The organism is Maridesulfovibrio zosterae DSM 11974 (genome assembly GCF_000425265.1).
Taxonomy (GTDB): Bacteria; Desulfobacterota; Desulfovibrionia; order Desulfovibrionales; family Desulfovibrionaceae; genus Maridesulfovibrio; species Maridesulfovibrio zosterae.
Genome location: NZ_AUDC01000011.1, coordinates 88134 through 110825 on the forward strand (window position 1 = coordinate 88134; position 22692 = coordinate 110825).

General features: G+C 40.8%; 17 protein-coding genes, 2 tRNA genes and 1 pseudogene. 7 read left to right on the forward strand and 13 right to left on the reverse strand.

What is annotated here, in order from left to right; genetic code table 11:
• Positions 1–127: 127 nt before the first annotated feature.
• The 3 genes from H589_RS0104575 to H589_RS0104585 all read right to left on the reverse strand — a co-directional run bounded on the left by H589_RS0104575 (position 128) and on the right by H589_RS0104585 (position 4630).
• Complete coding sequence (locus H589_RS0104575; RefSeq protein ID WP_027720943.1) at positions 128–3871, reverse strand: hypothetical protein; 3744 nt, start codon at positions 3869–3871, stop codon at positions 128–130.
• 233 nt (positions 3872–4104) lie between these two features.
• Entirely contained in the window at positions 4105–4392 is a 288-nt protein-coding gene (locus tag H589_RS0104580; protein WP_027720944.1) for a type II toxin-antitoxin system RelE/ParE family toxin, read from the reverse strand.
• Positions 4379–4630 (reverse strand): CopG family ribbon-helix-helix protein, encoded by a 252-nt coding sequence (locus tag H589_RS0104585; RefSeq protein ID WP_027720945.1) that lies wholly within the window; start codon positions 4628–4630, stop codon positions 4379–4381. Before H589_RS0104585 ends, H589_RS0104580 begins: the two co-directional genes overlap by 14 nt.
• A gap of 310 nt (positions 4631–4940) precedes the next feature.
• On the opposite strand from H589_RS0104585, the gene H589_RS0104590 reads away from it, so the two are divergent.
• The 7 genes and pseudogenes from H589_RS0104590 to H589_RS0104625 all read left to right on the forward strand — a co-directional run bounded on the left by H589_RS0104590 (position 4941) and on the right by H589_RS0104625 (position 11710).
• Positions 4941–5729 carry a hypothetical protein gene (locus H589_RS0104590; RefSeq protein ID WP_027720946.1) on the forward strand — a complete coding sequence of 263 codons (789 nt, stop codon included), beginning with the start codon at positions 4941–4943 and terminating at the stop codon, positions 5727–5729.
• A 99-nt stretch (positions 5730–5828) separates the two neighbouring features.
• Positions 5829–6071, forward strand: coding sequence for a helix-turn-helix transcriptional regulator (locus H589_RS0104595; RefSeq protein WP_027720947.1), 243 nt, complete (start codon positions 5829–5831; stop codon positions 6069–6071).
• Positions 6071–7861: pseudogene (locus tag H589_RS21210) on the forward strand (AAA family ATPase). Before H589_RS0104595 ends, H589_RS21210 begins: the two are co-directional and overlap by 1 nt.
• A gap of 413 nt (positions 7862–8274) precedes the next feature.
• Positions 8275–8661 carry a plasmid mobilization protein gene (locus H589_RS21215; protein ID WP_051249627.1) on the forward strand — a complete coding sequence of 129 codons (387 nt, stop codon included), beginning with the start codon at positions 8275–8277 and terminating at the stop codon, positions 8659–8661.
• Positions 8651–9619: a relaxase/mobilization nuclease domain-containing protein gene (locus H589_RS19160; protein ID WP_027720948.1), complete on the forward strand. Its 969-nt coding sequence runs from the start codon at positions 8651–8653 to the stop codon at positions 9617–9619. Before H589_RS21215 ends, H589_RS19160 begins: the two co-directional genes overlap by 11 nt.
• A gap of 377 nt (positions 9620–9996) precedes the next feature.
• A complete protein-coding gene (locus tag H589_RS0104620) occupies positions 9997–11193 on the forward strand; it encodes an AAA family ATPase (protein ID WP_027720949.1) in 1197 nt (398 codons plus the stop codon).
• 1 nt (position 11194) lies between these two features.
• On the forward strand, positions 11195–11710 hold the full coding sequence (locus tag H589_RS0104625) for a hypothetical protein (protein WP_027720950.1): 516 nt from the start codon (positions 11195–11197) through the stop codon (positions 11708–11710).
• A gap of 10 nt (positions 11711–11720) precedes the next feature.
• Here the strand turns inward: H589_RS0104625 and H589_RS0104630 are convergent, their stop codons facing one another.
• The 10 genes from H589_RS0104630 to H589_RS0104675 all read right to left on the reverse strand — a co-directional run bounded on the left by H589_RS0104630 (position 11721) and on the right by H589_RS0104675 (position 22568).
• Positions 11721–12908, reverse strand: a complete 1188-nt coding sequence (locus H589_RS0104630; RefSeq protein WP_027720951.1) for a tyrosine-type recombinase/integrase — start codon at positions 12906–12908, stop codon at positions 11721–11723.
• A gap of 182 nt (positions 12909–13090) precedes the next feature.
• Positions 13091–13182 (reverse strand) — tRNA-Ser (locus H589_RS0104635).
• Between the two features lie 162 nt (positions 13183–13344).
• Positions 13345–14001: a response regulator gene (locus H589_RS0104640; protein ID WP_027720952.1), complete on the reverse strand. Its 657-nt coding sequence runs from the start codon at positions 13999–14001 to the stop codon at positions 13345–13347.
• A 306-nt stretch (positions 14002–14307) separates the two neighbouring features.
• Positions 14308–14402: transfer RNA gene (locus tag H589_RS0104645), tRNA-Ser, on the reverse strand.
• 103 nt (positions 14403–14505) lie between these two features.
• Positions 14506–15858, reverse strand: a complete 1353-nt coding sequence (der, locus tag H589_RS0104650) for a ribosome biogenesis GTPase Der (protein WP_027720953.1) — start codon at positions 15856–15858, stop codon at positions 14506–14508.
• A 259-nt stretch (positions 15859–16117) separates the two neighbouring features.
• Complete coding sequence (gene mtnA / locus H589_RS0104655; protein WP_027720954.1) at positions 16118–17164, reverse strand: S-methyl-5-thioribose-1-phosphate isomerase; 1047 nt, start codon at positions 17162–17164, stop codon at positions 16118–16120.
• Between the two features lie 16 nt (positions 17165–17180).
• Positions 17181–18626, reverse strand: a complete 1446-nt coding sequence (gene gatB, locus H589_RS0104660) for an Asp-tRNA(Asn)/Glu-tRNA(Gln) amidotransferase subunit GatB (protein WP_027720955.1) — start codon at positions 18624–18626, stop codon at positions 17181–17183.
• A 51-nt stretch (positions 18627–18677) separates the two neighbouring features.
• Entirely contained in the window at positions 18678–19958 is a 1281-nt protein-coding gene (locus H589_RS0104665; protein WP_027720956.1) for an MltA domain-containing protein, read from the reverse strand.
• Between the two features lie 6 nt (positions 19959–19964).
• Complete coding sequence (locus H589_RS0104670; RefSeq protein WP_027720957.1) at positions 19965–21710, reverse strand: ARMT1-like domain-containing protein; 1746 nt, start codon at positions 21708–21710, stop codon at positions 19965–19967.
• A 6-nt stretch (positions 21711–21716) separates the two neighbouring features.
• Positions 21717–22568, reverse strand: coding sequence for an NAD(+)/NADH kinase (locus H589_RS0104675; RefSeq protein ID WP_027720958.1), 852 nt, complete (start codon positions 22566–22568; stop codon positions 21717–21719).
• Positions 22569–22692: the final 124 nt, after the last annotated feature.

Consider the following 22692-nt stretch of genomic DNA (forward strand, 5'->3'; position numbering starts at 1 on the left):
GGGCCTAATGTACATTCTGGCGGAGAGGGAGGGATTCGAATAGATATGGTAAGAGTTTGTTTTAATGGAATTTAGAGGGCTATATTTTTGTGGTTACTCAGGGAGTTACTCATATTTATGAAAAAAATTAAATTTCTTTTAACAACCCTTTGTCCTTTAACCAAGAATCAAGACAATCAATCCTTACAAACTCTGTTTGTACCTCAGGAGACATGTTACGCATAAACGGCATTAAATCTGCTGTCACATACAGCTGATATATTTCAGGTCGCGACTGATTAACTGCAACAGGCCAACCAAGTAACTCTCGCAAATAATCAATATTTTCTTCTAAAAAAGATCTACGCTTTTCAATCTTCGCTAAATGATTTTTTTTCGCCGCATAAATATAATCCCTAAGACGTCTAGCATCTTTAAGACAAAAAGGAGCTTTATTATACTTACACTCTATGGTTAACCATATATTAGCATCAGGCCAATAAGAGAGAACATCATAATCCCCGACATCAGCAAAACCTTCTTTAGGATACCTACTATGGAAATCAACTCCCTTTTCCAAATATTGAGTCGACCGCCTGACTACCTTTTCAGCTTGAGATTCAAGCCTTTTCTCAGTTCTCTTTTTATACCCTCTTACAATTTTATTTATTTCTTCAAAATCAAAACTTCCGGGCAGACAGCCTTTGTTAATATTGCCTATCCAAATCATATAAGCTTTATATACAGAAACAACTCCCCAAACTAGGGAACCATTTCCAACACTTGATAATGGCCTGATAGAACACCTATGTAACCGCTTACTATGTTCCCAAATAGGAACATCGGCTTCAACTTGATCTCGGCCAGCTAATTTACGAATTTTGCTTGGATCTAAAGTTAAAAAATCAACAATAGCGTGTAGTTCATCAGAACAAACATCTAAAAAATGATCTTTTAATATAGTTACAATCTCCAGCTTATCACCACTATATACAATTTTATCCTTATCTAGCCCCGCTGTAGCTGCCCAATTAGCTATAAGACTCATTGCCTTAATCATATTAGTGAATGTAAAATTCAAATCTGACAAAAAGGCCACATCAATTGATTGCATAAACTCAGCATCAGCAGACTCAACTAAATCAGATTTAGTTACTCCCACTCCCATCTCCAACTGTGCCAATTCTCGAGAATAGCTTTTCCCATTGTATACGGATGTTGGGGGATAAACTACCTCTGGAACATAATCATGATTAATACTAATGCTGCATTGCTCAAGATCATTATGCAAAATATCGCTGGCTTCATACAACACCAACAGCCAATCAATGTACCCAATTATAGATCTAGCATCATCCTCAAACATTTCAATTTTACCATGACTTTTACTGCTCAGTGCGTACTCCAAAAGATATCGATAGTTACGAGCTATTTTAATATACTCTTCTTTTTTATCAGCAAATTCTTTCGCCACATCATAATTTGTCACATGAGTTTGACTCAGAGCAGCTTTTTCTTTAACAAGATCCATTTTATAATATGCTATATTACATTGTAGTGTAGCTAAAAGAACTATAGATTTAACTTCATAATTTAAAATTAATTCATGTACTATTTTTCTAAACTCGTCACGCGCAGAGCTTATTATACTTTTTGCCTCTGATCCTTCATATTCACCTGGACTTACACCTAATTTATTATAAATTTTTGCTAACTCTTTTCTAGCCAGCTTGTAGTCTACAGGTTCAGGTTCTATCAAATTGAATAGTTCTGGAACTTCATAATCAAATTTCATAGTACCGAGAGCACATCTTAACCTCCATGAAGAACTCTCTTCTATATCTTTAATCAAATTATCATCAACAGTTTTGCCAATTTTTCCATTAATATATTGAACAAAATTACTTGTAAAACTGGCCTGAAAGGATGAATCCTTTGCATCGTATATTTCATTCTGTATCTGATCTATATTTAATATCAGGTCTACAAAAACAATATCTTCATCATACACCTCAACCTTACCCCATGAATATAATGAGAGCGCATTAATTTCATCAGTAAATGTATTCTTCCTGGCTAAATTGAAACCATTCGCTAAACAATTAACCGTCAATTGTTTGTAGTTAAAAATAGCTAAAGAAGAAATCATCGCACGCCGTTGAGAAAGAGCATCAGCAAATACCTCAATTAAGAACTCAAGCAACTTACCATTATGCAAATCTAAATCGTTTAAGGCAAAGTCAAAAACAAAATGAATTGTACAATTTGCAATTTTAGTTGACCAAGCTATTTTTGATAATACTTTTGGTTGAAGACAGATAATTCCATCATAACCACTAGCAACACTCCAACGATTGTACTTATCAGGAAAATTATCAGGAGCATTTTCCCATCTTTTTTTTAATTCTTCATAACGCCAGTCCCCCCCTAATAACGGCGGGAGCACCACCTTCCCATCAAAGACGCCATCAACTAAAACTGAATGCGAGCTTCGAAAAGCCGCAAAGTTATCTACAAGCCCAACGATGCCGGGGAAAATCGTATTTTCATTTTCATCAATAAATGTCCAAAATGCATCCAACTCACTTATATTTTCAATTGAATCTGTGATGGTTATAAAATCAGGCAATGGTATTACTCTTGCTGAAGTTCTCGGAAGCGGAAGCATTCCCAGATTGGTTGAAACTTCACTTAAAACATAAATTCTTTTTACAACATCCGCTCTTGCACACTTCCCTTCTGCATCACACAACATTATAGGATTATCATCGCGCAAATTTTTTATCCCCCACCGCTCTCCAACACTTAAAACGCTATTTATCTTGCTATCCAAAAGATTAATATGACCCACTTGATCCCTAGAAATAGGAATAATAAAATATATATTTGAATCAGATTTGATTATTGTTGATATTGGAGTTTCTACCTTCATATTATCATTAAACAAAAAATATGGCCCAGATAAAACCTGCGGAAAAGAGGAATATAAATATTTAGAAATTGAACTACTAATATTAACCTTGCTTTTAGTAGAAACATTTACTCTATTCCAATAGCAAATCACGGCATCTACAGAATCTCTCAATAAAATAGGATAATACTTGTCATCAATCTTTATAGCTACAGCCGGATTGGCTTGCCCACTCATAATTTTATCGCCTAATTCATCAATTGACTTGAGCTTGTCGACTTGACCCAACTCTAGCACAAGCCCCTTACTTACATTTCCTAATTTTCCTAAAGCAATGGATTCAGATATTTCTTGTAGAGCACCACAACAAGTGCTCCAAAAGGATTCTGAAGGTGTTTCCAAATGACCACAATCAATTCTCTCTGGAACAGGATTGAAAGACCTAGGAATCAACGACAATACACTGTTCTGAAGTCTTAATACAAAATTAACATCATTTAGAGCCTTTTCATTGTCAGCATTGGCTATTTTAAAAGCCTCTATAAAATCCGTAATTCTTTCTATACTTCCACCATAGAATACTTTCATTGTCCCATTTGCTGATGGCATTTTAATTTCTCCCCAATCTGTATCCGGCACAAAGTCCTCTAACATTGGATTGGAGAGCAATAATTCGAACAAGGCCTCGCAAAAGCACCTAAAATCTTGGTATGTTTCAATTGACTTGACTCCTGAAAATTTAACTTCAGGAATCGCGCTAAAGACAGCAACGGCTAAATGATGCTTAAAAATAGCTGAAATATTAGGGAGCCATAACTGCACAACAGACAAAGCTGTTATGACTTCCGCCCCGCGGTATTGAGTGAAGAAGGGTATCATCTTATCATCAACACAAGAACCTGCTGATATTTTTAATTTTTGCCTATTCCTATTTCTAAGTCTCCTCTTTATTCCTTTGTTACTTCGTACATGCTTGCCCATTTTTGCTCCTATAATAATTACTAGCTTAAAATCATTTCGATAACTCTTGCCATTTGTTGGACATTAAATAACATCGACACTTACAAGGAAATTTAATCCAAGTCCATCAGCAAAAGCCATGATGGGCATCTAAAACTTATTACATGGCAATAAAAACGAAAGGCTGTCGAAAGGAGTAAATATCCCTCGCCAGCCACATACTACGCAAACCACATTATACCCAATTTGAAAGACTACTCCAAAACACCCCGCCAATCCTGACTATGCCGCAGCACCCTCAAAATTTCGACATCTTCATTGCAACAATATGCCACAAGATACGCCCCTTTAAGCACTATCAGTTCACGAGTTCCCGCAACTCTGCCAGCTCGTCCTATTTGCGGATGTTGCTCTAACTTTTTCACATTACTCAAAATAGCCGAAGCAACTTTCTTAGCTGATTTTGGATCATCTTGGCTTATATAATCGTAAATAGAATCTAAATCTTGAACGGCCCGTTCAAGCCATTTAATCCTCGGCATACTTGGCCTCTAAATCTTCCTGAGAGGTCCACTTAGCCTCTGGACTTCTAGCTTCAGCAAGCCCTTCCTGAATCGCTTTGACCTGCCACTCATTCACATCAAGGTAACTGGAAATAGCTTCGCCAAACAAAAAGGCCTTCGATCTATTCGTTGCCTGAGCCAGCTTTTCAAAACGCTCTTTCATTTCCGAAGTCATACGAATTGTTACGACTTCACTCTTCGGTTCTTTGCTTATCATTTTCATGCCCTCCGTTTGTATTACAATATATTACACTGTAATACGAAAGCCAAGTCTTTGTTTTTCAGATTTTCATAAAAAATATGAAAGCGAGTCAAACGAAATAGAAAAATTTCGGCCCACATCAAAATAATTATTCAAAAAATAAATTTATTTTTTATTTCATAAAACATCATTTAGTGTCCCTCAGCGTCCCTGACGCAATTCAGTAACACATCAACCTAATTGGATTAATTTGTTTTATATGGTATCAATTGCTCCCATATAATTCCAAATTTCAATTACGCACACGTACCAATTAGGAGCAGACATGGAACAAACACCACTTTTCACGGAAAAGGAATATTCTGATACTTTTAAGTTGTTAGTATTGCTTATTATGGGGGTAGCACTAGAAACAGATTTAGCAGCTCGTTGTTGCCGATTCGCCACTATTCTCGCTATATTTCCAACCGGATTTTTCTTGGAAGGAAGAAGCCGAATAAAAAAGAAAAGGGCTAAGCAAAATAGAGTACTACGGAACCAGCCAATCACCTGTGCAAATAGCCTACCTGCACTTCCTAGAGAACAAAACCTTTTGAGACGTTACCTTCTGCTGTCCACGATGTTTTTGATTCTTTTACAGTATGACCTTAAGGAAAAAAACATCCAGACTAAGCCAGAAGCCGAAATTATAAATAAACTTAGAAAACAACAATCAACTATCGCTATTCCGCTTCCATACTCGGAAAACAGCCGAGTTGAACCGAGCAGAGTTGCCAAATGGGAAAGAGATAAAGACTTAAAAGATCACTACGACATAGCTCTCGATAAGATTCTTACTTGGGAAAAATCTGTAAATGAACCAGTTAGAGCACATAAAGAAGCACTTATTCATGCCTCACGGAAATTTTTTAGCTCGTACTTCATTTACGGAGTTCCTACGGTATCTAGAGAAATGTTCATCAAAGACGTAAGCGACTATATGAAAAAGACCCCTTCAATAAAATTCATTGAAAAAAGAGCCACAGAAGCATGGCAATATCTTCCAAAAGATTTGAAGCTACTTGGCGGAACAACAGCTAAAAGCCAGCAGAAAGAACGCCCGGACACCCCTTAAAAAAGTTTAAGTCCTAAAATAAATTTAGTATCTTGTTGGATTAACAAGAAAACGTATGATTTCTCCTGATGTCAAAAAACACAACACAGGAGAAAATTGATGAAAGGTAATGAAAAAAAACTTCTTTTAAATCCACATGCAGGATTCCTACGTCTCAAGGATGTTCTCAAAATCATACCCGTAGCCAGAAGTACATGGCTGCGCGGAGTTGAGAGCGGCAGATATCCTCGATCAATAAAATTATCTGAGAGAACCGTCGCTTGGAATGCGGCTGAAATCTATGAACTTGTTGAGAAGCTTCAAACCGGAAATTCTTATCCTTTTGCCGAGGGTAATGAATAATGCCTTACCTGAATGAATTCAAACAGATATTAGAAGAGCATGGAATCTCAAACGAAAATTTAATTCGTGACGGCCAGCTGCACCGCACAGCAACACACACCAAGCCTCATAAGAAGAACGCAGCCTACATAATCCATAACAACGATCCTGCCGTTTTGTGGTGGTGTAATTGGGAAACAGGAAATCAGGGTTCATATTCCCCCAAAAACGCCACAGACACACCTGCGAATCAAGCAAAAGCTCAGGAACGGTTAGCTGGCATCAGAAAACAGCAGCGACTAGAGCACGAACTACGTCACGAAGAAGCGAAAGACCGAGCTGCAAGCATCTTACAAAGCTGTGTACCTTGCACACACAGTGAATACCTACAGCGCAAAAAACTGCCTATAGGGGACAACCTTTTCCAAGGTCGAAATGGCGAACTCATAATTCCTATTCTTTCAGAGAGTGGGTCCGTACAAAGTTTACAGCGTATTTTTCCAGACGGTAAAAAGCGGTTCCTAACTGGCGGGAAAATCAATGGCGGATTCTTCTACCTTGGCAAAAACCCTGAAAAAGTAATTTATCTATGTGAAGGCTATGCCACGGCTGCAAGCGTCTATCTCGCCTCAAAAGAAACAGCGTACGTATCCTTCTCAGCCAACAATTTAAAGGCTGTCGCTTTATTCCTGCGTAAAAAATATCCACAAATCCCAATAATCATATGTGCCGATGCGGATGAAGCTGGTCAAAAGAATGCTGGAGCGTGTCTAACCATCACGAATTTATCCGTAGTAACTCCTTCATTTTTAAATATTGAAGGATCAGACTTTAACGACTTGCATTTAAGTCAAGGACTTGGAGAAGTTTCAACGCAGATTGAAGCGGCCTACTCTACACATATTCAAGCACAGAAATCGCAAGCGCTATGTGCAATTAAACTAGGAGATTTTTTAGAAATGCCCCTACCAGAACGAGGATTTCTACTGAAACCAGTTATTCCGACTCAAGGGTTAGTCATTATGTATGCACCTCGTGGAATAGGTAAAACCTTTGCAGCGTTAAGCATGGCTCTGGCTATTTCTGGTGGAGGAGAAATTTTTGAATGGCGAGCATCCAATCAGAGCAGAGTCTTATATGTTGATGGTGAAATGCCAGCAAGGGCTATGTAGGAACGGTTAGCATACCTTGCGATGGGAAATAACGTTCCTCCTAATGCCACGAACAACCTTGTCCTTGTCACTCCGGACATTCAGCCCTGCCCCATGCCCGATCTATCTACTTATGCAGGGCAACAAGCCCTTGACCCGCTGCTAAAAGACATTTCTCTCTTGGTTTTAGATAATATTGCCACCCTATGCCGAACAGGTAAGGAAAACGAAGCTCAGTCATGGCAAAATATGCAATCGTGGCTGCTGGACTTAAGGCGCAGAGGAATTGCCGTTCTACTTATCCATCATGCTGGTAAGTCTGGCGACCAACGAGGCACAAGTGCCAGAGAAGATATCATGGACACAGTAATCAGCCTGCGCCGTCCGAAACAATATAAAATGACAGAGGGTGCTAGGTTTGAGGTTCACTTAACCAAAGCTCGTGGAATTTCTGGCGAAGATGTGAAGCCCTTTGAAGCACTCCTATGCAGCGAAAAAGAATCCTTTTACTGGAAGATAAAAGACATCGAAGATGCTGAATTAGACGAACTCAAAGCTCTTTTATCCGAAGGCCTGAGTATTAGAGATTGTGCTGAAGAAATGGGTAAATCCAAATCCGCAGTACACAGGCTAAAAAAGAAATTGGAAGCCACGAGTTGAGAGCAAAATTGACTGCCAGTCCCGCTTTTAAATTCTATGGGATTCGGGACACTGGGACAATAAAATTCGTTCCTAAATTATGAGAGAATATTTGCCCCCTAGCCCCTCGCATAAAGTTCTCTGGTAGAAAAATAAAATTAACAATTGAAGCTGAAATAGAACTCCGCCACGTACGAAATTAAAGCAAAGTGCAGCTTTGTCCCACAGTACCATCTCCTAGCAGGGAGGACGCGGGACAGTTTAATCCTGACTCCGTTTCGGCGTCCTCTGAAGAATATAGATGGCAGTCGCAATTGACACATTATAGTCGTGCGGGATTGTCAGAGGTAAGGAGCAAGCCATGTTTTCGTTTCACTTAAACGCTTGCCCTGCGGGGAAGAAAGAAATCAAAGCACAAAAAACAAAATCACAAGATGAAAAATAACAATCAGAAAAAAACAGGTCGTCCCACTCTCCCAAGCGAGGATGTCAGACAATATGTGATTGGCGTCCGTGTGAATTTAAAAGAGCGGACACTGCTAGCCAGCAAAGCCCGAATGTTAAATCTATCTCTTTCGCAATGCTTACGAGAGCTATCCATACAAAAGAACATAAACCGCTTAGTTGTCCCAGCCGTAAACAGACAAGCTTACGCCGAATTATCAAAGCTTGGGAGCAATCTTAATCAGCTTTTGCAGCTTAGTTATCGTTTAGACAGAAACGCGATCCCAGAGCAACTAATCAACGAAACGCTCGAAGCTGTCACAAAACTACGCTGCGACCTGCTAGGCCTAAACAAGGCTGCGAAGAATGATAGCTAAACTCGTAAAAGGCACAGGATTTCGCGGAGCTTTGGATTATGACCTCGGGAAAGCCGGTGCATCTATTTTAACAACCAATATGGCTGAAAAAGAGCCGAGAGAGTTGGCGCAGGAATTTGGAGCTATTCGCAATTTGCGGCCCAATTTAAAAAAAGTGGTTTGCCATGCAAGTATTAGTCTGGCTCCGCAAGAAAGCCTAACAGACAAGGAATGGCGTGACGTCACGCAAAAATACATACAAGCAATGGGATTTAGCGACTGCCAATATATTGCGACGAAACATACAGACACAGAACATCCACATATTCACATTGTAGTTAACCGAGTAACCATGAAGGGAGATGTTGTAAGCGATAGTAATGATTTTAGAAAGCAAGAAAAATTAATGCGTCAACTAGAGAACGAATACGACCTGCAAGCTGTTACAAACAGCAAAGAAGTCAATTCCAAAGCATTAACCAAAAATGAAGTTGAAAAAGCTCTCCGCACAGGAGAATTGCCTATCAGAATGCAACTTCAAAACAAGGTAAAAGAAGCTTTAAAAGCATACAAGAACCTTAATTTATTTATAAAAATACTAAGCGCAAACAATATTGAAGTTCGACTCAACCGGGCCAAAAATGGAAATATCAGAGGCATTAGTTTTGCGCTGAATGGAATAACCATGAAAGGCAGTTCCCTAGGTAAAGGTTACTCTTGGAACGGACTGCAAAACAGAGGATTATATGAGCAAAATGAAAAAAATAAAGAATTTATCGACTGTGAAAGAAGAGACTACAGAAGTAGACGAAATCACAATGATGGAAGCCCGCTTGGGGTTGCTGAGTCAGCAGGAGCAACACAAAATCGAGAGCAACATGGAGTTGATCAAGCTTTTGAAAGAATTTCAAAAAGTAATCAAGGAATCAACTCGGACAGTAGAAAAAACAATCGAAGAAACAAGGAATTTTCCCGTTAAGGCCGTGAAGTTATTAGAAAGGGACGTAAGCCGCTGTATAGCGACATGCAACCTAATCAACAAGCAAGCCGGAAAAGCCCATGAGGAAGCATGCGAAGTCTATAACTATATGCAAAATGAGGTTCGGAAAAACACCTACATAAACATCGGAATTACATTTCTTTTTTCGCTGGTTGGGGTTTTGTTTGGAGTGGTTATTGTGCTGTATAAGTTGGGGGTTTTGTAGAAAGCTCTTCAGTACCCTTTTTTGCACCGCCCTCAAGGCCTTGCATATTATACAGTATTGTAATCGAATGACTTTCATTGTAACTAAGCAACCTGAAAAAGTAACACAGATTTTAAGGGCCTACCCCAATATTCAACTAGGCGAGCAAGAAATGATCACCTCAATACGGCTTATTGACTGGAAAAGTTTTGCAGATGCAACTCTCTACTTAGATCCGCTTACGGTTCTAATTGGAACAAATGCAAGCGGCAAATCAAATGTTTTGGATGCCCTTGAATTTATACGGAGAATTGCGTCTGGCGTTAGTGTTGATGCTGCCCTAGCGGGGTCAGAGGAACTGCCTCCTTTGCGGGGAGGACGTGCTGGGGCTATCCGTCATGGAGCTGAAAAGTTCACCATAAAATTACAACTTTCGATTGACGACTATGACTACGAGTACTCTATTTCTGTTGCAACAGAAGAAAGCAAGGTAAAACTTACCGCCGAATCATTGTATGATGTAAATGGAAAAGAATACCTCATGGATATTGAAAAAAAGAAAGATTTAAATATTTATATAGCCCTAGGTAAATCACTTCTTTTTGGTCAAGATGTAACTTTGGGGCGGCCTATATACGTTTTGGAATCTGTCTCTGATTTCCTAAAACACGCTAAAAATATTACACAAATAGCAGATGAACTGAGCAACCTATTTCCTTTCAAGCCTATGCCAGAACGAATGAGGCTTCCAACGACTTTATCTGACTCCCTGTCATACAACGGATCTAACGTTGCCGGATTTCTTGCTAATCACGAAGACAAAGAAAAAATTGAATCGCAACTTCTAAATTTTGTGACTGAATTGCCAGAAGGGGACATAACCGAAGTTTGGGCCGAAACAATAGGCCGGACCGAAGCCAAGGCCGAACTGTATTGCACCGAATCGTGGGGAAAGACTGACAAAGGGCGTATTGTTGATGCGAACAGTATGTCAGATGGAACTTTACGATTTATCGCTATACTGGTTGCAGTGCTGACAATGGAGTCAGGTAGTTTAATTGCCATTGAGGAGCTTGATAACGGGCTACACCCTTCTCGAGCAGAATTGCTCCTCAAAGGACTTAAAGAACTCGGTGCAAAGCGGGGAGTAGACGTACTCGCTGTGACACATAATCCAGCCCTACTTAACACCCTTGGACCGAAGGGGATTCCTTTTGTTTCAGTCGTTCACAGAGACCAGCAAGGCAAAAGCGTAATAACTTTACTAGAAAATATAGAACGGCTTCCTAAATTACTAGCAAGTGGGCCACTTGGAGAACTTGTTACTCAAGGAAAAATTCAAGAAGCTTTACAAGACGAGGGGCGTTAGTATGGCCCGCAAAGTACTTGTCATTGATACATCTATCTTATGCGTTTACTTGGAAATCCCCCACATGGACACATGCGGACCGAGCAATGATAAATGGGATACAGAACGAGTCAAAGCGAAGATTTTAGAAGAAGAACAAAACGGAACAACCTTCATTCTTCCTCTGGCAACCTTAATCGAATGCGGCAACCATATTTCACAAACGGTAGGTGGTTGCTACGAGCTTGCCAAAGCGTTGTCTTCCATAATTGAAAAAGCAGCCCTACAAACAACTCCGTGGGCAGCTTTTACGGATCAATCCCCTCTGTGGGGCCGAGAACAACTTATAGCTCTAGCCCAAAATTGGCCTGATCGTTGCTCAGAGATTGGTATTGCAGACCATACAATTAAAGACGTTGCAGAATACTATGCAGAAATGGGTAGAGAGGTAGAACTTCTTACAGGAGACGCGGGATTGAAAGCCTATGAACCTAAAGCCCCGACAATCCCCATTCCCAGAAGACGCACTAAAAAGTAAAGGCTGGCACCTACCCCGCCAGCCCATCCAAGTAATCAGCCCACTCCTGCATCATTTTATGGCGCTCCTCTAAGTACTCAGCACGGTTGTAAGCGTCCCGAACCTTATTTGCCTCACCGTGAGCCAATTGACGCTCTATGACGTCTGGCATGTACCTTAATTCCTCATTTAGACGGGTACTCGCGGTTGTCCTGAACCCGTGACAGCACATTTCATCCTTTGCGTACCCCATACCACGTAAGGCCTTATTTATGGTATTCTCGCTTAACATCCCTTTCTTGCTACGATCGCTGTGAAAAATATACTTATTATGACCTGTTACAAGATGGGTTTTCTTTAATATGTCTATGACCTGTGTGGAGAGTGGAACAATGTGAGGTCTCGGAGCTTTCATTTTATGAGCTGGAATATGCCACTCGTTTGCTTCCCAATCAATTTCTGACCACTCGGCGCTGCGTAATTCCCCAGAGCGTACAAAGGTATACGGAATAAATTTTAATGCCTGTGCAACACTGAAAGTACCTTTGAAATTATTTATCTTCCGCAAAAGTTTCTTAATCTCGGCAGGTTTCGTTATCACAGGAAAATGCTTGACCCTTTTGGATGCGGGAATGAGTAAGGATTTAGTATCGCTGGCAGGGTTACTCAATTCTGGATTTGATACGCGAGCATAGTTGAAAATATGTACGCAAGTTAAATTAACTCGCTTGGCTGTCTCATGCAGATTCATGGCTTCCAAACGCTCAAGGATCGCAACTATATCTTTATTCGTTATTTCAAAAATGGATTTATCGGCTATGAAAGGAAATACATGATTCACAAGTCTGCCGTATATGGTCTGCCTGTCTTTTTTGTTTGCCAGAGTTAATGATTTTTTCGCAAACCATTTATCCGCAATAACTTTAAAACTATAACTGCCGTCTATCTTAGCTTTCTGCTCTTGTCGCTCTCGGGATGGATCTAATCCTTTAGCTAGTGTCTGGCGCATCTCAAAAACACGATTTCGTGCTTCTTTCAAGCTCACTTCTGGATACAACCCTAAAGAGAGCATTTTTGCTTTGCGATTAAATTGATAGCGGAGCCGCCACCTTTTAGACCCGTTAGGAATAATTTCTAAACAAAGACCGTTGTTGTCGGAGATTCGGTATAGCTTCTTCTTGGGCTTTGATGATTCAATTTGTTTTATAGTTAAAGGCATTTAAGAGTCCATGCGTTAAAAGTTGAGTAACATTTTATCCAAAAAACTGGTTACTCAAACTCTTACTCAATAAAAAGGTCTGTATCAACCTACCACATGAAATCTCGTGAAACCTAGAAAACAAAAAAGCCCTGCGTTAGCAGGGCTTTAGGCACTTCCTGAAATGAAGTGAATATGAAATATGGCGGAGAGGGAGGGATTCGAACCCCCGGAGGGCTCGCACCCTCAATAGTTTTCAAGACTACCGCGTTCAACCGGACTCTGCCACCTCTCCAAAACGTGAGAACAGAACTTTCCCGAAATTAGATCTTTTGTCAACACTTTTTTAAAAAAAAACTAAAAAATTTGTCTTTTAAATCAGGACTTACTTTATAACAGTCATCAAAAGCGAAATTAGAGCAGTAAAAACCTTGAGCTACGATAATCCAATCGAAAATTAGATAAAAATCCCCTTTTCATTCAAGTCATCTCCGTATGCTCTAACTTCAGCAATAGACTTCAATCCGATTTTTTTCATAAAATTGGACCTATGCTTCTCAACAGTTTTAACACTGATATTAAGAAGATCAGCTATTTCCCTATTTTTATACCCTGCAAGAACATGCTTAAGAATTTCACGTTCACGGGCAGTCAACAAATCAAGCTTATCACATCCCCTGCCCCGTTCCTTTTTAAGAAAACCCTTGGCAACCTCACCAGAAATATCCGGTGCTAGATAAACTTTACCTTCCATGACTGTACGAATTGCCATCATCAACTCTTCGCTTGATGATGTTTTCAACACATACCCACTTGCTCCTGCATCAAGGGCTGAAAAAACATGTACTGCTTCTCCGTGTGCTGTAAGAGCTAAAATTTTTGTTTTCCCAATCCCGGCAAGCTCTTGAATAGCCTGCACACCACTCTTAACGGGCATAGAAAGATCCATAAGAACAATATCTGGATTAAGACGTTTACATAAGCGTACAGCTTCTTCACCATTTTCTGCCATACCAAGGACATTAATCCCCGACTGTGACTTTAAAATAGTTTTAAGCCCTTCCCTGACCAAAGCATGGTCATCGGCAATAACAACTCCAACCAGATTTAACATCTATCACCAAAAACAACCTTAACAGTTGCCGCTTAATTTTACTTTAACAAACTATATAAGCTATAATACACACAACTCGAAACAATAACTATACTCAGTCACAGTTACTTGCAATCAATTATATATTTTTTGAAAATAAATCAAAGTCAACGATATAACAATACTTGTTACTTCCAGAGAGTATACATCTGCAACGTAATAACTACAAGTCCGACTTACATAACTCTGTTATTAACAACATCAATATCAACCTATTTACATAAAAAAAGACAGCTGGCGAACACCAACTGTCTTCTTACTATCATGTGGCGGAGAGGCGGGGATTTGAACCCCGGATAGAGTTTTAAGCCCTATACTCGCTTAGCAGGCGAGCGCCTTCAGCCGTGCTCGGCCACCTCTCCGTATTTTCTAAGTAAGTTGCTGCAGAAAGCTTCACTCACTCAGGAAGCGTTGAAATACATTTACGACGTGTGAATGTCAACCATTATTTCAACATTTATTTAATTATTTATGAACTATGTCATCTTTTTTTCTAAAAGTAGAGCGAAAGACTATATTTAAGGGTGCAATTTTCACATTTAGAATCTTTCTAAGCTTATTTTCAAGAAAACGATGATAAGTTGGTCTGATAAGTTTTTCATCATTAATAAAGAAAACAAAGGTTGGAGGTTCCTCGTCAGCCTGAGTCAGATACTTGAATTTAGCCCTTCTGCGCTTAACAACAGGAGGCTGATGCTTTTCAATAACATCTTTCATAATACGATTAAGCTTTCCTGTGGAAACACGTATTGCACATTCTTTCTTAAGCTTTACAGCCAAAGGAAGAATACCACCCAGCCCTGACTTACTAATACAAGAGCAGTAGACAACAGGAACATGGTTTGCAAATCTGAGCGCCTTCTCAAACCCAGCACGCAATTCGGAACGTTCTGACTGCGAAACAAGATCAATCTTATTAACTGTGATAATAAAGGGAATAGCTTCCCTGATGAGATAGTCAAGCAACCGTTTATCCTGCTTGGTAATTCCGCTAATAGCATCAACAACCATAACAGTCACATCTGCTTTAGAGCTGCTTCGAAGCGCTCTGATAACACTGAACTTTTCAATAGTATCGGTGATATTGGTCCTACGCCTTACACCGGCAGTATCTACGAAAGTAAATAACTTCCCACCACTTTCAAAGGTAACATCAACGCTGTCGCGAGTTGTACCGGCTATTTCACTTACTATTACCCGATGTTCACCGGTAAGAGCATTGACCATTGAAGATTTTCCAGCATTAGGACGGCCGAGCATAGCGATCTTAAGCCCTTTATTCTCTTCTTCCTTCTCAACCTGTTCTAAACCGGTATCTTCTGCTAGCTGAGCAACTTTTTCACGCAGTTCCAAAAGATTGTACCCATGTTCAGCTGATACAGGCATAATTTCAAAGCCAAGGCAATGAAACTCAGAAAGCGCCTGAGGCTCAAGCTCAGAGCCATCTACTTTGTTAACCAGCAACAAAATAGGCTTATTACTTTGACGTATATACGCAGCAACCTGTTCATCAAGAGGAGTCATACCAGCACGGCCGTCGACGACCAGAATAAGGGCATGAGCCTCTTCAATTGCTTCACGGGCCTGCTCAAAAATATCACCTTGGAATTCTTCGGAATCGTTATCACTTTCAATGACAAGGCCACCAGTATCAATCAATGCATACTGCACGCCATTAAAGTTACCTTCCGCATAAATACGGTCACGGGTAATACCGGGCATATCATGTGTAAGGGCCCGTTTCTTTCTCAATAATCTATTAAATAATGTGGACTTACCTACGTTAGGACGTCCTACTAATGCGATAGTTGGCAGCATAGCCAGCCTCCAGAAAAATAAAATGTCGCACGCAAAACAAACTGTTCGGCCTGCGTAGCAACACTATATATTAAAAAAAGCGGGAAGACATCTGCTTCCCGCCTTTTCATTGTCTCAACAGAGCCGTATTGCACAATGCGTACACATCTGTAAAGCACGAAATGCTCATTACTTAAAAATAGGCATACTTCCATCTGTCACATAAAAAAAGAAGCATGATTCTTTCAAAATAGTATAAACCGACAGGAAGACTCTTAATTTATATAACGCCTTCACTGAAAAGATTTTTGATAGCTTCCGTGTATGGAGGTCTGAGAACACCTTTCTCAGTAATAATTCCAGCAATAAGCTCATTAGGGGTTGGGTCGAAAGCAAAGTTAAAAACTTCCACACCTTCGGGCGTAATCCTGTGATCACCAATATGCGTTACCTCTGTGGGGGTACGGTCTTCGATCGGCACATCATCACCAGTGGGAGTTTCTGGATCAATGGTGTATACGGGTGCTGCCACATAAAAAGGAATACCGAATTCACGAGCCAGTAGAGCTACGCCATATGTCCCGATTTTATTAACAGCGTCACCGTTGGCAGCAACTCTATCTGCGCCAACTACAACTTTCTGGACCAACCCTTTCTTCATGAGAAGTGCACAAGCATTGTCACATGCAACCTTCACAGGAATACCGTCACGATGCAATTCATAAGCGGTAAGGCGGGCACCTTGAAGGAATGGACGTGTTTCATTAGCTATAACAGAAACATTTTTTCCCTGATCAACAGCACCGCGTACAACGCCAAGCGCTGTACCATAACCTGCTGTAGCAAGAGCTCCGGCATTACAATGCGTCATAATGGTATCGCCATCATCCATAAGCGCGCCACCAAATTTACCAATATCCTCACACATACGGATATCATCTACATGAATTTCTTTAGCACGTTTCAGCCAGATATCACAAAGTTCATCGAGAGTGATATCTCCTGATTCTGCCCATACACGTTTCATTTCACGGACAGACCAGCGCAAGTTGACTGCTGTAGGACGCGCATTTTCTATTTTATCAAGATTCTTCTCAAGATATGTTTTCCAGTCTGAGCTTCCAGCAACCTCACGCCCGGCAAGATAACAACCGTACGCAGCTGTCACCCCGATTGCAGGAGCACCACGCACAACCATAACAACTAAAGCTTCAACAATATCATCGGTTGTTTTACAATCAAACCAGTCTTCACGAGTTGGAAGATAGCGTTGATCAAGAAGTACAAGAGCATCTTTTTCAGGAGAAAACTGTATATGTTCGGTCATTTTTAATCTCGCTTGTTTATGAAAGTTTCTCAGAAATCATTTTGCTGACCATGCCGGGGTTGGCCTTACCTTTAGTTTCTCTCATGATCTGTCCCATAAAGAAACTCATCAGTTTTTTCTTACCCCCCTTGAACGCTTCAACTTCATCAGGGTTTTCGGCCAGAATTTTATCTACCACAGCCTCAAGAGAAGATGAGTCGGAAATCTGAACGAGACCTTTGTCTTTCACGTATTTCTCTGGATCAAGACCATCCGCAAAGATCTCGGCAAAAATATCTTTACCTATTTTAATACTGATGGTGTCTTTTTCCACCAGCTGAACCAGCTTAGCCATCATTTCAGGAGTAAACTTACAGTCTGAAATATTCATAGCAGACTGATTAACTTCCCTTAAAAAATCACCCTTGATCCAGTTAACAACTTTTTTAGGTTCGTTATGGTAATCAAGAACAGCCTCGAAATAATCAGCAACATCCTTCTCTGAACTGATCAGTTCAGCATCTTCTTCGCTAAGTTCCATGTCATCGATGAAGCGCCCTTTGCGCTCTGCCGGAAGTTCTGGAAGGGAGGCCTGCCATTCTCCAAGTAAATCATCAAAAATAACAACCGGAACTAAATCAGGATCAGGATAGTAACGATAATCATGGGCATCAGCCTTACCACGCATGGAATGAGTTGTGCCTTTATCCGCATCGTACAGACGTGTTTCCTGAATTATTTTTTCACCATCTTCGATCAAATCAATTTGACGGGCAACTTCGTAACGTATTGCTTTGTGAATATTACGGAACGAATTGATATTCTTAAGCTCAGCTCGTGTACCGAATTCTTTCTGTCCCATGGGACGCACGGATATATTTGCATCACAGCGGAAAGAACCTTCTTCAAGGTTTCCGTCACATATACCCAGATAAAGCAAAATGGACCGCAACCCTTTAAGATAGGCAACAGCTTCATCTGCGCTGCGCATATCAGGTTCACTTACAATCTCAATAAGCGGAACACCGGTGCGGTTAAGATCAACAAAGCTGGCATTTTCAGCTGCGGAGTGAATATTCTTCCCTGCATCTTCTTCCATATGAATACGGGTGATACCGATGCGTTTTTCCTGCTTTTCTCCATCTGAATTTTCAAAAACAATATCAAGATGGCCGTGTTCACAAATAGGAAGATCAAACTGAGAAATCTGATACCCTTTGGGAAGATCCGGATAAAAATAATTTTTACGGGCGAAAATAGATTTCTGATTGATGATACAGTTTGTGGCCAGCCCCATTTTGGCTGCGTACTCCATTACCTTTTCATTAAAAACCGGAAGGACGCCCGGCATACCGGAACAAACTTCACAAACATTTTCATTGGGTTCTTTCCCGAATTCAGTGGAGCACCCGCAAAATATTTTTGACTTTGTTTTAAGCTGGGCGTGAACTTCAAGCCCGATAACTGTTTCGAATTGAACCATAATATATACCGCTCCTTACAATTTCTTATTGATACAGGCATAGCCTGATTTTTATCTTCTTAACGCCGACCTGCTGATCAGCAGGTACACAGGAATCTGATTTTTCAAATGATGCGCGCCGTACTTAAATTCGTTACCAGTCCCTATATAATAGTCAAGACGTGCTCCCCTGATAGCCTTTCCTGTATCCTGAGCAAGCCCCACACCGTTTACCCTGTGGGCTGGGCTGTTTTTAGCAGGATAAATATCCGCACGAAAAGACACAATTGCCCCCAAAGGAATAAGTTGAGGATCTGAAGCTAAACTGACTTTGGCCTTCAACGGTTTCCCTATAGCGCCGAGAGGTTGACCGCGAGTAATTTTAAAAAAGATATAACTTTCATTCTCTGCCATAAGTTTCCACATATGACCGGGATTACTAAGCAGATAACTTTTAATTTTCTCCCGTGAAAGTTCATTCTTTTTAAGAATGCTATTACGATAAAGGATGCTTCCCAATCCTTTAAACGACAGCCCGTTGCTACCGCTAAATACCGCAGTACGCAACCTTCCGTCAGGCAATCTTAAAACTCCCCCACCCTGCACATGCATATAAAATAAGTCCACGGGATCCTTAAGCCATGCGACTTCAAGACCTCTTCCGGCCAGAACTCTATCTATATCAATTTCTCGACGGGAATAATATGGAAGAATCTTCCCATGTTCAACCCGATAAGCCTTACGTAATTGCTCAGACCATGGATGAGTCTGACCTGGACGGGCTTTACGCAGATCTGGGGGAACTCTGTAGACAGGGTATTGATACGGTCCCTTCCTAGTCAGACTGGCCTCAATAACAGGTGTATAATACCCAGTCATCTCAGCTCCTGAAAGTAATTCATACCAGACAAAATTTCTACCCAGCAGTTCAGGATTTTTATCCAGCCGGGGCAGAAGCCGCTCTAGGTCTTCAAGAGATTTACGCAGCTGCCCCCAAGTAAGTCTAAGCTCATTACGGTTAAGAGCCAGTCCACCAGAAGGATTACGTCTGGTATACTCAATAGATTTACGAAGATGGGGGCCGAGGTCACGCCATGATTTCATATCCTGCGACCGGGCAGAAAGCCTACGCGCAGCAAGCTCTGAAGACTGCCGAGTCATTCTTTCATACCGGACGGGGCCGGAAATAATCTTCCCAGCAGGGCGCTTACTTTTCCAAACCTTAGTACCTGTATCAGACCTGACAACTCTTCTTTTAGGAGAAGTATTTACCTTTGCCGCACACCCACTCAAAAAAGCAGACAGAAGCAGCAAAACAGTCAATATTTTGAAAATTGAAATATACTTATTCATTATTAATTATGGTTCGATCACTACGTCGCTAAACCGTCCGACACCATATTCTCGACGACGTAAAAACTTATTGGCACTGGGACCGATGATCTGCAATTCACGATGCTTCAACTGGACATCCTGTGCTATATGCATTTCTTTGGTACATCCGGTTGAGTACGTGGCATCCTTCCCTGCCCAGACAGGAGGAACTTTTTTACCCATCAGCTCAAAACTCTTTTCAATATCAGCGTAGGTTTGAAATCTCCAGATGGAAATAAATCCGCTGCGCTGAACTTTCTCCCACATAAACATGAGATCATCGGCATCCATACCTTCTTCAAAGTGCTCAGCCGGATTTATAATATAAGTATCATCAAGCCGTTCACGAAGATGCCCGACAAAAGTATTGAGTACTTCAATTGCAGTATCAACCTGGCCCGGAATACTCCCAACAACAGCACTGTAAAACATAACCGCTTTACGATCAGACCTGGCCTGCTGCATTTCAGCAATAATTTCATCAGACTTGGCAGTAATGTCAGCCTCACTGAATTTTCTTACATTCTCGGACTTCGCTTTGAAATCAAGTTTGAATTTACCATCCAGTGTACGGTAAAAACAAATGACATCGCGAGTAAACAAATGAGTATTCCCGATAAGCCTACGTCTGTTTCCCCATCCTTTTGCAAGAATGAGATCTGATTCCTTCCAAGCCCTTGCAAAAGTTACGCTACACCGAACAAGATTCAATCGCTCCCGTGTACCGTCAGAGATAACGACAAGAGAATTTTCACGTAAACTTGCCAGAAGAGCATTTTTAGAAATTCTATTTTCAGAAATAAAAATTGCCCCTTTAAGGGCTTCAGCCAGAAGCGGATCATATTCCTTATCCCAAAAGGTAGGATCATCAAAACAAAACCCTTCGCGAAGAGAAAGAATAACGCTGTGCCCTTGCCGAATCAGTGATTTGATCAAAACAAGGTCGGCCATAAGGCCGCCTGTTTCATCCGGAAGATATAAAATTTTAAGCCCAGTAGCATTCACGTGAAAAATATCTCTGACCGGACCAAAATCCACTTCATCATGTGAATACATATTGGAATACTGCTCAAAATTTCCGGTAAAAAGATTATGACTCCACTGGTCGGGAAGGCTTGCCAATCTAAAAATACGTTCAAGCTCAATCATATCCAATTCAAAGCGCATATCCTCCAGACATTCACATTCAGGAACAGGATACGGACAGGACTCAATAGCACGTTTGAAAAAATCACTTTCTACATAAGCTTTACCACGACTGAAAAGGACACTTTTTCTATTACGATAAGGATCATCAAGTCCGGAACGTGAAAGAAAGATTGTAATCATTCCCTTAAGAAGGCGCCACGGAATCAGAATAGACGAATCAAGTGCATGTTTAAATTTATGTCTGCATAGATTTAGAATAAGCCTTCGCTGATAACGATCAGAGACATGGGTTTTAACAAGCTTAACCAGCTTCAACCATACGTATGCATAAACTCTCAGTAAATCAGACTCCAGTCCGGGGTTAACTAGCCGTTTGAATTGCCAGTCTGAACAAGGAGCAAAAACCTGATTTTCATCCAGAGCAACCATAAACCGCAATTGTTCAGGAGAAGCATTTTTTACAGGATCCATGAAGTTTTCCAGGTGGTTAGCTGTCATGAAATGTAAAAGCCATGCATCAAAAGCAGGATCTTCTCCGTAACGGATATCCTTGATTGATGTAAAATCAGGCAGAATACTCACAAGTGTTTACTCCGAGAGAAAGCCTTTGCTTCTCAGTTTATAGAAAAATGTATTGCTGTTGATACGAGCCAGCATCAGCTCTGTTTTATGTTTCTTAATGATTACCCGATCCCCTTTATCAAGAGGACATGGAACTCGCCCGTCCTCAGTAAGATATACATCCCCAGAAGAGTCTGCAATATCAACGGTCAGAGGATCCTCCGCAGGCAAAACCATAGGCCTGATTCCATTTAGAAACGGGCAGACCGGAGTTACACACATAACTGAAAACTCGGGGGATACGAGAGGTCCCCCAGCTGAAACATTATATGCAGTAGAACCGGTAGGGGTTGAGATAATCATTCCATCAGCCCGTAAATTTTTAATCCACTGTCCTTTCTGACCAATATCAAGAGAAATAATTCTGGCAACTGCACCGCGCGAAATGACTAAGTCATTAATGGCAATACCACGTGCCACAACGTCATTTCCACGCTGAACCTCATATTCAAAGGCAGTACGCCTTGAAATATCAAGTTCATTGCTGAAAAATCTTTCAAGGGCTGTTTCCCATTCTTCAGGCACGACCTCTGCAAGAAACCCCACACGCCCGTGGTTAATACCAAGCACAGGTATCTCCCAATCAATTAAAACCCCAGCCGTGCTGATAAAAGTTCCGTCTCCACCTAAAACGAGAACAAGCATGCACTTCTCTCGAAATGAGGAAACATCTATACGGGATGGAGGGTAAGGGTGCTCAAGAATAATTGAATCAACCCCACGCGCATTCAACCAGCTGGCAATTTTATCACCAAGCTTGGAAGCAGGACCGCCACCGGACTTTGTTACTATAAGTACAGAACCTTGACTCTCAGACATAGAATACTCTCCTATTAGAAAGATGCCTAAGATTCAACCATTTGCTGACTTAAAAAAAGCTAAATCTTTTTTTTAAGCTACACATTTTCATAAAATTTTTGTTACCTTAAACCACACTGCGTTA